The sequence below is a fragment of the Pedobacter sp. ok626 genome, from assembly GCF_900100435.1.
GTDB lineage: Bacteria > Bacteroidota > Bacteroidia > Sphingobacteriales > Sphingobacteriaceae > Pedobacter.
On sequence record NZ_FNEX01000024.1, the window covers coordinates 37050 to 53467 of the forward strand.

Consider the following 16418-nt stretch of genomic DNA (forward strand, 5'->3'; position numbering starts at 1 on the left):
AGTCATTGATTCATGCTTTAGAAAGATGCCTGTACACCGATTGTAACCAACTTGAGCAAAGGCATTGTTAGCCCCACTGTTTCAGGATCCAATCCGTTGTAATTTGTAATCGTTAACAGGTTTTGGGCCCTCAGGTAAACATTTGCACGTCTCACATTTATAGGCTTAAGCCAATTTTCAGAAAGGCTATAAGTTAGTGACACATTTTTAAGTCGAATAAAGGATGCATCACTGAAGCCAGCATCAGACAATCTAAATAAATTCAAATAGGTTTTTGAAGCATCCGAACTACTTTGACTACTATAGATAAATGGGTAGTCTAAAATACTGGCTGGGAAGTTGCTATTGTTTCCAGGTGCACTCACTAGATCTCTATAGATGTTAGGAGCTTTTTTTTCTACAAACTGAAATAAAAAATCCAACTGAAATCCTTTATAAGTGAGACTATTATTTATCCCTCCATAAAATTTAGGATCTGAGGTTCCCAGCACAACAAAATCACCCCTGTCATTTTCAGAAAGACCTGCAGTAATCTTTCCATCACCATTGATATCTTTTACTGTTGGCAACCCATTCTCAAAGCCGGTAAATATATATCCATTCAACAGGTTTAATGATTTACCAATTACCATCCCTCCCCCGGAAGCCCCTGATGCATAAGCGCTATTTTCCAACCCGGGGTAACTCACCAGCTCATTTTTCGGGGCCGTGAAATTAAACGAAGTCCTCCAGCTAAATCCTCCAGTATTTAGGTTAACCGTACTCAGCTCCAGTTCAAATCCTTTGTTTGCAACTTTGGTTCCGGAAAGATTCCCCGTATATCCTGTAAATCCTGATTGTGAAGCGATAGGTACAATATTCATCAATAAATTATTGGTTTCATTTCGAAAAAATGATCCTGTCAGTAAAACCTTATCTTTAAAAAAACCAAGGTCTAAACTCAGGTTAAACTTTTTAGTCACTTCCCAGCTATAGTTTAATTGATTCGCTAATTTACTTATATACAAACCACTTACACCACCATATGGCACTGCTGTGCTCCCGTATGAGCTAGCATAACCATTACCTGAAATCTGATCATTACCAATACTACCATAACTGGAACGTAGCTTTCCAAAGCTTAACCAGGACAGCTCCTTTTTAAGGAAATCTTCTTCAGAAAATATCCAGGCGGCACCTATACTTCCAAATTTACCATATCGGTACCCGGGGGCAAATCTGGATGAGCCATCGATCCTATAGCTAGCATTTACAATGTATTTTTTATCCCAATTGTAATTTATGCGACCAAAAAGGGAAGCGTACTTCCCGCTACTTTCACCACTGCCTTTTGATGTTACGTTAAGACTCCCGATGTCATTGTACAAGGCGTCATTGACAAAAGTGCCTATCATAAAAATAGGCTGAACATTATGTGTATACTGATAGGTTGCTCCAATCAATGCTTCCAACTTTCCCTTACCAAGCACCTGACTATAATTTAACTGTGGCTCAACCTGATAAAGTTCATTGTACGAATTGCTATAGGTCAGGCTACCTGTTCCTGCCGTTGATGATGCGGGATTTTTTGAGGCCCTTGTAATGGCGGAAGTAACCTCGACGTTTATATTGTTAAATTGCAAATCGGTTTTAAAGTTCAGACCTTTGATAATTTCATAGCTAAGCCCCATGTTAGCAAGCAAATTAAAGCTATTGTACTTATTAATGTTCTTTAAACTAGAAAGCGGGTTAGAATAGCCTGTTTGCCATGCCAACGAACTGTCGTCATTATACAAAGGCAAATTTGGCGGAAGGTTATACACCGAACTCAATATTAGCGCAGCCGGCTCATTCCGTTCTTTTGCCAGGCTCACATTCGCATTTACCTTAAATCTTCGATTGTTGCTCTGATGTTGCAGATTGAACCTGCCTTGGAATTTTTCATCCGAAAAGTCATTTGAGACCACACTTGACTCCTTTCTAAAATTACCACTAAGCAAGAATTGGGTATTTTGTTCTCCACCTGAAACAGTAAGATTAGCATTTGTAAAATGACCGTTATTACCTGTCATTAATTTCAGCATATCAATGTCGCCCCCAGTATTAAATACAGTAAGATCTGGGGCATTCAGCGGTGTAGGGGTAATTTTATCATATGCAAATCCCTGGGTTCTCATACTTAAATATTGCTCTGCATTTAACATAGGTACTGTTCGTCCCACCTTATTGATTCCGCTATACAACTCTGCATCAATTGTTGTTTTGCCCTTCAGACCTTTTTTTGTTGTAATTAATATTACACCATTAGCGGCTCTGGATCCATAGATGGCTGTTGCATCAGCATCTTTCAATACATTGATACTTTCTATATCATTAGGTGATAATGAGTTTAAAGGGCTAAAACCACCCCCTTCTCCGGAACTAACTACTCCCACCGTATTTTCTATAGGTTTGCCTCCAAAAGGTATACCATCGACAATATACAATGGTAATTTACCGGCCTGGATCGTATTCTGTCCCTGGATCACAATGTCGAAATTAGAGCCTGGCGTACCATTACTCTCCTTGATATAAACGCCGCTCATCCTGCCAGCAAGTGCAAGGATTGGATTTGATATAGGCTGTTTGGCAATCTCATCGGATTTCAACGTACTGATGTTTCCTGTGCTAAACCTTTTACTCGTCTGCCCGTAAGCTTGTACACTAACTTCATCCAGTTTTGATATTGCTGGCTCGAGTACTACAGTGCCGATATTGGCAGTAACATCGATCTGTTTGCTGTTAAAACCAACACATGAAATGGTAATTATGGCTTTTTCATTTACGCCTTTTAGCACAAACTCTCCTTTTGCATTTGTAATTGCGACCAACCTCGTGTTGCCGTAACTGGCTACAACCGTAGCGCCCGGTAATGGATTACCAGGCCCATCAACTACCACCCCGCTAATATTAATATTACTCAGGTAATCGACCACGCGATCTAAAACAGAAATAGTTTTTTGCCTGATGACAACAGTTTTATTCTCTATGGAGAAAGTCAAAGGCAGACTCCCAATACATTTATTAATGGCTTGTTCAATGCTTGCATTTTTTAAACTGACAGAAAGCCGTCCGGTCCTTTTAAAAGAATTGGCATCATAAAAAAAATCATAGCCACTCTGTCTGCCAATTTCATCCAGCAAGTATTGTACGGAGACGTCTTTTTTATTCAGCGTTATTTTTTGCCCATAAGATGCTGCATTCACATGCACCAAGCTTATGACTAACAAAAAAAATGTGAGTTTCATGAGTATTAGAAATTTGGGTATCCAGCCCGGAAGCTTACTTAATATCCTGGTAAAATTTTTATACATTTGATTTTCTGGTTTAGGGCGAAGCATACCATTGCCTGTCAAAGCTTTGGCTTATTTCGCAGGTTAAGCACATGCCTTCTGTTCTCAGGATTTAGCATGCGCTGGAAATTGAAAAATTGTTTACATTTTTTTAACTGAAATCAGAATACATGCAGGAGCGTCGCAAGCGCTCCTGCTGTTCTATATCTCAGCTTTTCCTTTAAATTCAGGGGGCTCTTTTTCTCACTTTCTGGTTTGGTTTAGGTTTCAAATTATAAATAGTTGATCATCTGCTCACTTTAATATTTCGTCCACGTATTTCAAAGTGGACTTTCCCGGTTCGTTCAATAATATTGAGTATTTCTGAAATAGGTTTTGCGGTGGACACGGTTCCGCCGAATGCTAAATCTCTATAACTATCCAGCCCACCTTCGTAAATAAAATCGACATTATACCATCTTGATATTTTTTTCATCAGTGCTTCAAATTCAAGCTCATGAAATCTAAAATAACCATCTTTCCAAGCAGTTGCTTCAGCAATATTAGCAGCTATTACCTCAATTTTCCCGTGCTTTATTATAGCTTGCTGACCAGGTACAATCTGTTCAGACTTGTTACCGGTTAAATTGGTAACCTTTACAGCACCTTCTAATAAGGTTGTTTTCATGCTGATATCGTCGGGATAAGAACTCACGTTAAAATGCGTGCCCAATACCATTACTTCTTGTCCCCGGCTAACTACAATAAAAGGATTTCTGCGATCCTTTGTTACTTCAAAGTATGCCTCACCAACCAACTCAACTCTCCTTTGTCGCTTAACATGATTCGTAAAAATAGTGGGGAATGTTACCCTGCTCTCTGCGTTCAGCCAAACTTTTGAACCATCTGGCAATGTTACCTGATAAGTACTTCCACGAGGTGTACTTACACTCGCGAAATTTTGAACGGTAGGTATACTGTTCTTTGAGCCGTAAATAATATCCGATCCATCATTATAAGTTAATTTGTTTGCACCGATAACGACTCCAGAATGGGTATTGCTCAATTGCATTATCTTACCATTTCCAAGTTTTAATATTGCTGATTTTCCACCAGGTGCAATATCATTTTGGCTTACGATTGGCAAATAATCGTTTGAAATAGAATGATCATTATAGAAGTAAATACTAAAAGCAATAAGCGCAACTGCAGCAGCGATTCCTGTAGCAATTCTTGCCCATAATCTTCTTACAGGCTTTAAAATTCCGATACTCGCTTCCTTCTTTATATACTGCAACATAGCATCTTTTAACAACTCCTCTTCGTTGTTAACTTCTGCCATCCATTCTATTTCTTCAATATGCGCAGTGCTATACCATATTGACAACTGCTTCAGTTCATCCTCTGTCGCTTTATCATTAAGGTATTTATGAACAAGGATCTGTATTTCTTCTTTTTGCATAGCACCCTATATTGGCCAGTTTACAATGAAGTACCATAAGAATATAGGTTACCCTTGCTCTACTTAAAAAAAAGAGAAAATAGTTACTTCAATATTTCATGAACGGTCGTAGAAACAACAAGCGTCAATATTCCTGAATCTTTCAAGTTCATTTTAATCGTTTTCAACCCTTTGGTCAAGTGGCCCTCAACGGTCTTTTCAGAGATATTCATCTTTTTTGCAATCTGAGGAATCGTCATCCCAATAACCCGACTATAGTTAAAAACCAGGCGACACTTTTCAGGCAACAAATCGACTTGCCCATTGATATACTCCTGTAAAAATTTAGCTTCTATCTTTTGGTCATCATCAGCATAACCGTTCAGTTTATATTCCTTGTTCTCTATATCTCTACGCCGCCGTTCTCTTTCTATCTGTTTGAATACCGAAAATTTTACAGCTGTCGCCAGATACCTCTTTAATATCCGTATATCCAATTGATCTCTCCTATTCCAGATTCCAATAAAAAGTGATTGCACAATCTCCTGCGCTGCAGACTTGTCTTTAGTATGATTGTAGGCAATTGCCATCAAAGTGTTCCAATACCGATCATAAATCTCAGTAAACGCGGCCACATCACTTCGCCTCAACAAAGCAACAAGCTCTTGATCTGAATATAAACGATAAGTAACCACTATGCCTTTTTATCCTACCAAGGTAAATTTACTAAAAAGCTGTCCAGCATCTCTCTTTCATTATCTATTTAAAATTATTCTAAATAAATTTGCTGTTCTAAATTTCAGATCTTACATTTGCCGCCGTTAGAATTAATCTAAATAAGCACCATGAGGAATATCTACTCTTTTTTCATTATCACTATTATATTTTTATTAACCCAACCTGCTTTCGCTCAAGAGGGCCCTTCGCAACTTGCGTCTGCACCAGTTAGAGGTGGTATTAAGGGAAAAGTAAGAACTAATGATGGCAAGTCAGCCGGCCATGTTACCATTCAAATAGTTGAAAACAATAGAAAAACATTATCCAATGAAGAAGGGAACTTCAAATTCAACAACTTAAAAAGTGGAGAATATACTTTAAAAACCTCGTATGTAGGTTTGAAAGTTCAAACTCAAAAAGTAACGGTAATTGAAGGACAAACAGTAACTGTTGAATTTCTGCTTTTAGAAAACTCTGGACAGCTTGACGAAGTAGTGATTGGTGGTTACCAAACACCTAATCAAAAACCAGTTAGTCTTGGCAAAATAGCGATTGCCCCTAGAGATTTGCCGCAATCTGTTCAAATCATAGGAACTCAGGTAATTGAAGATCAACAAGCAAATCGCTTAGCTGATGTCATTAAAAATGTAAATGGCGTTTCTTTGGGCGCTAACCGCGGATCTGTTGGCGAGAACTTTTATGCTCGTGGTTATAGCCTTGGTGCAAACAATGTGCTTAAAAATGGCGCTAGAACAACCATCGGTGGTATGCCAGAAGCCAGCACATTAGAATCTGTAGAAGTACTTAAAGGTAGTTCTGCTTTACTTTATGGCGGTGTAAGTGGTGGTGCTGTGGTTAACATGGTGACTAAGAAGCCTAAATTTGAGTATGGCGGTGAGTTTTCTATGCGTGCAGGAAGTTATGATTTCTATAAACCAACGCTTGATTTATACGGCCCAATATCTAAAAATGTTGCTGTTCGCGTAATTGGAACTTACGAAAAAGCCGGTAGCTTTAGGGATAAAGTAAACTCTGAAAGAATCTATGTTAACCCTTCTATACTACACCAAATTAGCGAAAAAACAGATCTACTCATCCAGGGTGATTATTTAAAAAGTGACTATACACCAGATTTTGGTATTGGCACTGTAGGTAACCAAGTATCTCCACTTGGCAGAAATGTATTTATAAATACGGATTGGGCTTATAACAAAACCAATACGACTACCGCACAAGCTGCTTTAAATCATAAATTTAATAACGACTGGAAATTAAATGTTTCTGCATCCCTACAATCTTATGATAGAAACTATTTCTCTAGCGAACGTCCTTTTGTAAAAACAGATGGCATTTGGAATCGTGCACTTACCAGATCTAAAATAAAAGAACTTACCTTCAACCAACAAGTTAACTTAACTGGAATATTTCAAACCGGTTCTTTGAAACATACATTATTGATTGGTGCAGATGCTGATCAATCCAAGATAAAAACTGCTGCTTTCAGCAATCCAAATACACTAACCGCTGCGGATAAATCAAAATATTATGACCAGGTAAATCTGCTTGATCTGTCTTCGTTCAATATCACTACAAACTTTAATGCCCCAGAAACAACTTTATTGACCAATACAGAAGCTCCTATTTATCGTGTGGGTGGCTTTGTTCAGGACATGGTAGCTGTTAGCGAGAAGTTTAAAGTTTTAGCAGGTATCAGATGGACTTATCAAAAGACACCAACAACAACTATAAAAACGCTTGCTGATGGTACAGAAGCTAAAGGTACAACTGCGGATAAAACAGATAAAGCCTTTTCACCTAAAGTAGGTATCATTTATCAGCCTATTAAAGCAACATCTTTCTATGCAAGTTACGCCAGCAATTTCACTTCAAATGCTGGTACAGATGTCGCTACAAATGCGCCAATGCGACCATCCATTATTGATCAATATGAGGCCGGAGTTAAAAACGACTTCCTTGACGGAAAACTATCAGCCAACCTTACCTGGTACAAAATTATTAACAACAGATTTGCACAAACGGCTGATTTAAACCTTCAGGGCCAACCCAACGGCGATAGCAACCTAAAAGAGTTTAGCGGAAAAACGGCAAGTGATGGCGTTGAAATTGACATTACGGGAACTATCGTTGAGGGGTTAAATTTCATCGCTGGATATAGCTACAACTACATGCGCTATACCAGTACATCAGCCACAAGGACATATACAGATCCTACTACTAATAAAGAGACCATCATCAGTGGGATAGTAGAAGGTGAACGTCTAGTTGGTACGACTAAAAACACAGCTAACGGAAGTCTTTTTTATACTTTCAACAACGGTGTTGTTAAAGGCTTAAAACTCGGTGCATCTGCGTTTTATACTGGCGACCGTAATGGAGGACGTAATACCAATAAAGCTGGAACAACAACAGGTATTATCCCTGTCAAAGGATTCACTACTTTTGATCTGTCAGCGGGTTATAGCTACAAAAAATTCAGTATCCTTGGCAAATTATCAAACTTGACGAATGAGCTGAATTACTACATTCACGAGAACTATAGTGTAAATCCTATCCCTCCAAGACAATTCATGACTACAGTAGCTTATAAATTCTAAATAGATATTTGCCATCCCTATAAAACCGGGCTATCTGTAAAAAGGTAGCCCGGTTTGCATTTAAAAATGGTCATTTGTTAAATTATGTTAAGACCTTGCTACCTTCAATGCCTTTACATAGCTTAGCGTCCTATTATTTTTAATTGACGTTATCGTATTATTACCTTATCTTTGCAGAATGTTTAAAATTAAACACGTACTACTATTAAGTTTCACCATTATAGCCCTGACCATTGCGGGCTGCAAAAGCCAGTTTGAAAAAATCAGATTGAGCAATGACGTAGCTAAAAAATATCAGGAAGCTATGCGACTGTATAACAAGAAAAATTACGCAAAAGCGTTAATCTTGTTTGAAGACCTTTCTCAGAAGTACAGGGGTAGAGCTGAAGCTGAAGAGTTGAACTATCACTATGCCCTAACGCTATATAAACTAAAAGATTACACTACTGCAAGGTATCAGTTTAAATCATTTGCCGACACCTATCCTACCAGTAAATATGCTGAGGAATGCAGATATATGAGTGCATATTGCTATTACCTTGATTCGCCGGCACCTAGTCTGGATCAGGAAAATACCTACAAAGCAATTGATGCCTTACAACTATTCATCAACTTTTACCCTAAGAGCGAACGTGCTATCGATGCAGCCAAATACATTGGTCTGTTGCGCGCAAAACTAGAGGATAAAGCTTATACCAATGCGAAGCTATATTACGACCTTGGCGGTGCAGGCGCTAATGCGGTGAATTACCAATCGGCAGTTATTGCATTGAAAAATGCTCAAATTGATTTCCCGGATATTAAGTATGCGGAAGAAATGGACTTGCTGATTATCAAATCACAATATGAGTATGCAAGAAATAGCTACGAAATTCGTCAGGAAGATCGTTTTAATGAAGCTATCGCTTATGCAGATGAATTTATTGAAGCGCATCCACAAAGCAAACTATTACCAGAGGCCAATTCTTTAAAGAAAGCTAGTCAAAATGGTATAGAGAAAGCAAAAACTTTCCTTGCTGAAGTAGAAAAAAACCAAACAAAATATAAAGCATTGCTGGAAAAGGATGCTAAAAGAGACAGTATTACTACTAAAACCCCCATCAAATAATATGAACACTAATAAAACCACTGTACCGAATACTACGGTTACCAGAAATGTTAATGACCTGGATCAGAAAACACATAATATTTATGAGTCTTTAGTTATTATTTCTAAAAGGGCCAATCAAATTTCTAACAATATGAAAGAAGAGCTTCATGGCAAATTAGCTGAGTTTGCTTCTTCTAATGACAACCTGGAAGAGATTTTTGAAAACAGAGAGCAGATTGAAATCAGCAAGTACTATGAGCGTTTACCTAAGCCTAGCTTAATCGCTATTGACGAGTTCTTGAACGATAAAATCTATTACAGAAATCCTGCTAAAGAGCAACAATAACATTACGCATAGGGGTTATTTGCATCAATGCATTCATTAAAACCATGCTAAAAAATAAAAAAATAATTCTTGGCGTTTGCGGCAGCATTGCAGCTTATAAATCAGCTATACTAGTAAGACTACTGGTAAAGGCTGGCGCAAACGTCAAAGTAATTCTTACAGCCGACGCGGGAAATTTCATTACTCCCCTCACCCTGGCTACCCTCAGTAAGAATCCTGTTTACACACAATATTTCGAAGAAGAAACCGGCGTTTGGAGCAACCATGTAGAATTGGGCCTTTGGGCAGACTTAATGGTTATTGCCCCAGCAAGTGCCAACACTTTAGCCAAAATGGCTGGTGGCTTATGCGATAACCTACTTACGGCTGTCTACTTATCCGCTAAATGCCCGGTATTTGTTGCTCCGGCAATGGACCTGGATATGTGGAAACATGAGAGTACTCAAGCTAATATTAATAAAATACTCTCATACGGAAATCAGGTGATTAAACCTGGAAGTGGCGAGCTGGCAAGCGGTTTATATGGGGAAGGTAGAATGGCCGAACCAGAAGAAATTGTTGCTTTCTTATCGGATGCAGTAAGTGCTTCACTCCCCTTATTGGGAAAAAAGGTATTGGTTACTGCCGGTCCAACTTATGAAGCTATCGATCCTGTACGTTTTATTGGAAATCACTCTTCAGGTAAGATGGGTTTTGCTATTGCAGATCGGTTTGCCAGTTTAGGTGCCGACGTAACACTGATTACAGGCCCTACTTCGGAAAAAAGTACTTACCCATTGAAACGTATTGATGTAGTGAGTGCTGCTGATATGCTACATGCCTGTAAAGCTGAGTTTAATGCTGCTGAGATCACAGTAATGAGTGCTGCTGTTGCAGATTATACTCCCGTACAAAAAGCCAATCAGAAGATTAAAAAAACGAGTAGCGAATTTAGTCTGGAGTTAAAAAAGACTGAAGACATCCTGGCTACACTCGGACAGTTAAAAAAAGCAGGACAAATATTGGTTGGTTTTGCTTTGGAAACTGAGAATGAGGAAGAATATGCAAAAGGTAAGTTGGTCAAAAAAAATCTAGACCTTATTGTGCTCAATTCGCTGAACGATAAAGGTGCTGGCTTTAAAATGGATACCAATAAAATAACTATATTTAATAAAGCTGCTGAAAAAAACGTTTTTGAAATGAAATCGAAGACAGCCGTGGCAATTGACATCTGTAATGAAATATTAAAACTGGCCAAAGCATGAAAAAACGCTACTCCCTCATTTTCTTAATCCTTTTTTTCTGCAGTACTTATAGTATAGCACAAGAACTAAATGCCAGGGTACAGATACTGGCGCCTACCGTTCCGAACATCAATAAAAGAAATTTAGAAATACTTCAAAATATCATCAGGGAGTTTTTAAACAACAATAAGTGGAGTAATGAAACTTATACACCTATTGAGCGCATTGAGTGTAATTTTGTGATCACGATAACGGCCTGGGATGGGGGGGCGGGCTATAAAGCTGAGGCACAGATTCAATCGAGCAGACCGGTTTACAACACCGCATACAATAGCACTTTGTTGAACATCAGCGACAAGGATTACGATTTTAATTACAATGAAGGCCAATCTTTAGATTTCTCTGATCAGAACTTTATTTCCAATTTAAGCTCTCTTCTTAGTTTTTATGCATACACCATTATCGGTTTGGATAAAGACAGCTTTAATAAATTAGGCGGTACGTATTTTTACAATAAAGCTCAGAATATTTTAAATGTTGCTCAAGTATCTGGCAACAAGGGCTGGAAGGCGTTCGATGGCTTAAAAAACAGATATTGGTTAAATGAGAACCTACAGAATAAAAGTTTTGAGGAACTGAGACAGTTTATTTACGATTACCACTTGAATGGACTGGACCTGATGCAAGAAGATCCAATTGCTGGAACCAAAAGAATCATCACCCTCCTATCGGCCTTAAAAAAAATGGATAAGCAAAAGCTAGGTTCTATTTTTCCTAACATGTATCTAGCTACCAAAGCTGATGAACTGGTTAATATCCTTTCTGCCACCAATCCCCAGGATAAAATTCAGGCATACAACCTGCTCTCTGAAATTGATCCAGCCAACATCAATAAATACGAAGCGCTAAAAAATTCCCGTTAACCCCTTTATTACAACACATTAAAAAAAATATGTTAAACTATTTTTAATATACGAACAGATTCGTATATTTGATTACGAAACAATTCGTAGATAAAGATTATGGCAGCGATAAATAACCTTAAACCTACAGAAAGCGAACTCGAAATCTTACAGATTCTGTGGGAAAAGGGAAACTGTACGGTTAGGGATGTACACGAGATTTTAGAAAAGAATAAAGATGCCGGCTATACAACAACGCTTAAACTCATGCAGATTATGCTAGAGAAAGGTTTAGTGGCCCGGGACGCTTCTTCTAAAACGCATATCTACCGCGCCTTACTAAACCAGGAAAAAACCCAACAGCACCTGGTTGATAAAATGATAGACAATGTTTTTAATGGCTCGGCGGCGCGTATGGTTATGCAAGCGCTGGGCAACCATACTGCAAGCAAGGAGGAGATTGATTCAATAAAAAAATATTTAGACGGACTAAGTAATCAATAAAAAATGGAAGCAATTGTAAACAACTTAATCAAAGCAACAGGATGGAGTATTTTTCACTCTTTATGGCAGGCGGCAATTATTTACGGATTATTGTTAGTACTGGTTGCGATTTTACCTCGCGTAACCGCAAAATTAAAGCACAACCTTGCCTACGGGGCCATTTGCATGATGTTTACAAGTTTTATCATTACCTTTTTCTACTCCTTTAAATGGCCTGCTGCAGGGAAATCAGCTCCCGTTGCAGACCTTGGTCATCAGCTTATCAACAATCCGTATCTATCAGGTTTCTCCGATACCATTGGTAGCCGTACAGAGCAGTTTTTCCCTTTACTGGTAGGCGCTTATACAATTGGTTTGCTTTTGCAACTGGTTATCCTTTCCGTTGGCTACAGAAAAGTGCATTTACTAAAGCAATCTGGTAAGCAAGCGGTACCCCTGGCTTGGCAAATCACTTTCGAAGAACTCTTTTCCAAGCTAAACCTGCGTCGGCAAGTCGGTTTCTATTTGTCTGAACATGTAAACATGCCATTGGTAGTTGGTTATTTTAAACCTATAGTTCTTTTTCCGATCGCTCTTGTTGCACAGCTAGATATTAAACAAGTTGAGGCCATCCTGATTCATGAACTTTCGCACATTAGAAGGAATGATTATCTGCTGAACCTGATAAAAACAGCCATAGAAACGCTAATGTTCTTTAACCCTTTTGTATGGCTAAGTGGCAAATTTATCAATATAGAACGCGAGCATGCTTGCGACGATCTGGTACTTTCGCTTACAGGAACTCCACTAACGTATGCTCATGCGCTTTTAAAACTGGAAATCCTTAAAGATAAATCTACCCCCACTCTTTCCATGGCTGCGTCGGGTAAACAACAACACTTGTATCAACGTATAAAAAGAATTACTGATATGAAAACAAATTACAGGAATGCAAAGCAACAGCTTTTTGCAACCATGCTTGCCGTAGTTGCAATACTCTCATTGGCCTGGATCAGTCCGGCAAAAATAGCAACACCAAAAATTAAACCTAAGTCAACTGAACTCGTGGTAACCAACAGAACTGACCATTCTTTGAGCATTACCTCTACGGCACCAGATGCCCGATATGGTGTACTAAAAATAAACATTGATACACCAAAGAAAAAGCTTAAGGTTAAAACCGTATGTGTAAAAGTAAATGGTACTGACCAAAAATTTAAAGATAGCCTTGCCCTTGTCAATGACTTTCAATTTAATATAGACTCGACAATCAACCAAAGCCTTGCTTTTTTAAAATCTCCAAAATGGCAGGCAGATGTTAAAAAAATGGCAGAAGGCTTCAGTAAAAATTTCGATGCTAAAGCAATCGAACTACAGGCTAGAGAAGTAGAAAAACAGGCAATGAAGATGGAAAAGTATTTCAATTCTGAAAAATGGAAACAACAACAAGTGCAAATTGAAAAGCAAGCCAAAGAAATAGAGCGACACTTCAACTCACCAGAGTTTAAAAAAAGCATAGAAAAAGAGGTGGAGAAAGCAAAAGCGCTTCAAAATTCTGCTGAGTATAAAGAATTAAAAAAGAAATTTGATGCTGATGTTGAAGCCATCAAAAAGAAAAATCAGTCAGCAACAGACAGTACATCTCATTAACAGACCAATACACAATGTAATCAAAAGGCAGAGGATAATCTTCTGCCTTTTTTTGTGGAGTTCATCGCTAAGTTTTCATAATTTAGCAACATCATATATGCTACAAAAACTTTCCATCCGTAACTACGCTTTGATAGACAGTGTTGATCTGGAACTTGACAAAGGTTTGAACATCATCACTGGTGAAACTGGCGCCGGTAAATCGATTATGCTTGGTGCATTATCTCTAATACTTGGACAACGTGCAGAAACAAAGTACTTTTTTAATCAGGATAAGAAATGCATTATAGAAGGCTGGTTTTTATTAGCCGATACTCAGCTGCAATCCTTATTTGAAGAAAACGATGTCGACTTTTACAAAGAAAACACGTTGAGAAGGGAAATTTCCACTGATGGAAAATCGAGGGCATTCATCAATGATACCCCAGTAACCCTTACGGTAATGAAGCAGATTGGTGAGCGACTAATCGACATTCACTCCCAACATGCTACGCAAGAAGTTAGTGATCCCTCATTCCAATTATTGGTTGTAGATACGCTTGCTGGTCATCAGCCATTACTAATGGACTACCGCAACAAATTTAAGCTGTACAAACAACAGCAGCAGCATTTGTCCGAATTGCAAACAAAGGCCAATGAAGCCCGGAATAAGCAAGATTATGAGCAATTTCTGTTTAATGAACTAGAAAGTGCAAGCTTACAAGCTGATGAACAGGAAAAACTGGAAACCGAATTGCAAATGCTGAATAATGCGGAAAGCATTAAAAGGAGCTTGCTTACCGCTTACAATTTATTAAGCGAAGAAGAAACTGCCATCCTTCCCATTTTAAAAGAAGTGGTTGGCCAATTCCAAAATGTAGAAAAATTTAATCCTGAATACGAAGCTTTAAATGAGCGACTGCGCTCGGTTTTAATTGAGGTAAAAGATATTGCCGCCGAAACAGCTGGACTGGAAGAACATATTGTTTTCAATCCTGCCCGGATTGATGAGATCAATGCCCGTTTGGACCTTATCTATGGATTACAGCAAAAACACAGGGTAAACAACATTGAAGAATTACTAAACATTCAGCATCAATTATCTGATAATCTAGCTAACCTTTTAAGCAGCGATGAGGAGATTGAACAGTTGATCAAAGCCTTGGAGCTATTACAAGCTGATTTGGAAATCATGGCTGGAAAGCTATCTGCAAATAGGACTAAGGCGATCCTGAATACTGAAGCTAGTGTTGGCAAGATCTTACATCAAGTTGGCATGCCCAATGCAAAAATAAAGATTGAACAATCACAAGCCGCAGCACTCAATAAAGACGGTAAAGACCTCATCAGCTTACTCTTCTCTGCCAATAGCGGTCAAGCACCTGCTCCGGTAGGCAAAGTAGCCTCTGGCGGTGAGCTTTCACGTTTAATGTTAGCCATTAAATCTATTATGGCTAAGCACACTTCCTTGCCTACCTTAATATTTGATGAAATCGACACGGGAATCTCCGGAGAAACCGCTTTACGCGTTGGAGATGTAATTGGAGAGTTGGAAAAGAACATGCAGGTAATTTGTATTACGCACTTACCTCAAATTGCAGCCAAAGGCGATGCACACTACTTTGTTTATAAAAATGAGCAAAGTGAGCGTACTACAACCGGCATTCGCAAGCTAAGTAATGCTGACCGGGTAAGTGCAATTGCGGAGATGTTGAGCGGCAAAACACCGGGTGCTTCGGCCATGGAGAATGCTAAAGACCTGCTGGGTTATAAAAACTAAATGCGGTATTCTGCAAAGAAAAAAATCATTAACTTCGGCCTGTTTTAAAACAGACATACTATGTATAACTTATTAAAAGGTAAACGCGGCATCATCACAGGCGCATTAGATCAAAATTCCATTGCCTGGAAAGTTGCAGAAAAAGCACACGAAGAAGGCGCAACATTTGTTTTAACAAATGCCCCTATCGCGATGCGTATGGGAGAGATTAATGCTTTGGCTGAAAAGACAGGATCACAAATTATTCCTGCAGATGCAACCAATGTAGATGAGCTAACCAACTTGTTTACCCAATCACAAGAAATATTAGGCGGTAAAATAGATTTTGTATTGCACTCTATCGGTATGAGTGTAAACATTCGTAAAAAGATCCCTTATACAGAATCTAATTACGATTACTTTATGAAAGGTATCGATGTTTCGGCTATGTCCTTTCACAAAATGCTTGCTGTTGCTAAAAAACTAGATGCCATTAGTGAAGGTGGTAGTGTGGTAGCGCTTACTTATATGGCTGCTCAACGCACCTACCCATTCTATACAGACATGGCTGATATTAAAGCTATGTTGGAATCAATTGCCCGTAGCTTTGGTTACCACTATGGTTTAGAGAAAAAAGTACGTATCAATACAGTTTCTCAATCACCAACCAAAACTACTGCCGGTACTGGTATTAAAGGTTTTGGTGATTTTTATGATTATGCTGACGCTATTGCTCCATTGGGTAATGCAGATGCTGAATCTTGTGCAGATTACTGCGTAACTTTATTCTCTGATTTAACCCGCATGGTAACTATGCAAAACCTTTTCCATGATGGCGGCTACTCTTCAACTGGAGTGAGTGACATCGTGATGCAGAAAATGGGCATTGAACAACAATAATTATAAAATTAAAACCCCGAAGC

At 38.6% G+C, this 16418-nt stretch carries 12 protein-coding genes; 9 read left to right on the forward strand and 3 right to left on the reverse strand.

The features are described 5' to 3' along the window. Positions 1-17: 17 nt before the first annotated feature. The 3 genes from BLS35_RS25370 to BLS35_RS25380 all read right to left on the reverse strand — a co-directional run bounded on the left by BLS35_RS25370 (position 18) and on the right by BLS35_RS25380 (position 5426). Positions 18-3266 carry a SusC/RagA family TonB-linked outer membrane protein gene (locus BLS35_RS25370; RefSeq protein WP_165973426.1) on the reverse strand — a complete coding sequence of 1083 codons (3249 nt, stop codon included), beginning with the start codon at positions 3264-3266 and terminating at the stop codon, positions 18-20. A 331-nt stretch (positions 3267-3597) separates the two neighbouring features. Next, a complete protein-coding gene (locus BLS35_RS25375) occupies positions 3598-4752 on the reverse strand; it encodes a FecR family protein (RefSeq protein ID WP_090786772.1) in 1155 nt (384 codons plus the stop codon). 83 nt (positions 4753-4835) lie between these two features. After that, positions 4836-5426, reverse strand: a complete 591-nt coding sequence (locus BLS35_RS25380) for an RNA polymerase sigma-70 factor (protein ID WP_090786776.1) — start codon at positions 5424-5426, stop codon at positions 4836-4838. 150 nt (positions 5427-5576) lie between these two features. On the opposite strand from BLS35_RS25380, the gene BLS35_RS25385 reads away from it, so the two are divergent. The 9 genes from BLS35_RS25385 to BLS35_RS25425 all read left to right on the forward strand — a co-directional run bounded on the left by BLS35_RS25385 (position 5577) and on the right by BLS35_RS25425 (position 16395). Continuing rightward, entirely contained in the window at positions 5577-8063 is a 2487-nt protein-coding gene (locus BLS35_RS25385; RefSeq protein WP_090786779.1) for a TonB-dependent receptor, read from the forward strand. Between the two features lie 178 nt (positions 8064-8241). Next, entirely contained in the window at positions 8242-9171 is a 930-nt protein-coding gene (locus tag BLS35_RS25390; protein ID WP_090786782.1) for an outer membrane protein assembly factor BamD, read from the forward strand. Between the two features lies 1 nt (position 9172). Continuing rightward, on the forward strand, positions 9173-9499 hold the full coding sequence (locus tag BLS35_RS25395) for a DNA-directed RNA polymerase subunit omega (RefSeq protein ID WP_090786785.1): 327 nt from the start codon (positions 9173-9175) through the stop codon (positions 9497-9499). A gap of 44 nt (positions 9500-9543) precedes the next feature. Then, complete coding sequence (coaBC, locus tag BLS35_RS25400) at positions 9544-10743, forward strand: bifunctional phosphopantothenoylcysteine decarboxylase/phosphopantothenate--cysteine ligase CoaBC (RefSeq protein ID WP_090786788.1); 1200 nt, start codon at positions 9544-9546, stop codon at positions 10741-10743. Beyond that, positions 10740-11645: a type IX secretion system protein PorD gene (locus BLS35_RS25405; RefSeq protein ID WP_090786791.1), complete on the forward strand. Its 906-nt coding sequence runs from the start codon at positions 10740-10742 to the stop codon at positions 11643-11645. The genes coaBC and BLS35_RS25405 overlap by 4 nt, the downstream gene beginning before the upstream one ends. Before the next feature lie 99 nt (positions 11646-11744). Further along, on the forward strand, positions 11745-12128 hold the full coding sequence (locus BLS35_RS25410; protein ID WP_090786796.1) for a BlaI/MecI/CopY family transcriptional regulator: 384 nt from the start codon (positions 11745-11747) through the stop codon (positions 12126-12128). Positions 12129-12131: 3 nt separating this feature from the next. After that, positions 12132-13757, forward strand: a complete 1626-nt coding sequence (locus tag BLS35_RS25415; RefSeq protein ID WP_090786799.1) for a M56 family metallopeptidase — start codon at positions 12132-12134, stop codon at positions 13755-13757. A 97-nt stretch (positions 13758-13854) separates the two neighbouring features. Further along, positions 13855-15516 (forward strand): DNA repair protein RecN, encoded by a 1662-nt coding sequence (gene recN, locus BLS35_RS25420; protein WP_090786802.1) that lies wholly within the window; start codon positions 13855-13857, stop codon positions 15514-15516. Between the two features lie 60 nt (positions 15517-15576). Then, positions 15577-16395, forward strand: coding sequence for an enoyl-ACP reductase FabI (locus tag BLS35_RS25425; protein ID WP_090786807.1), 819 nt, complete (start codon positions 15577-15579; stop codon positions 16393-16395). Positions 16396-16418: the final 23 nt, after the last annotated feature.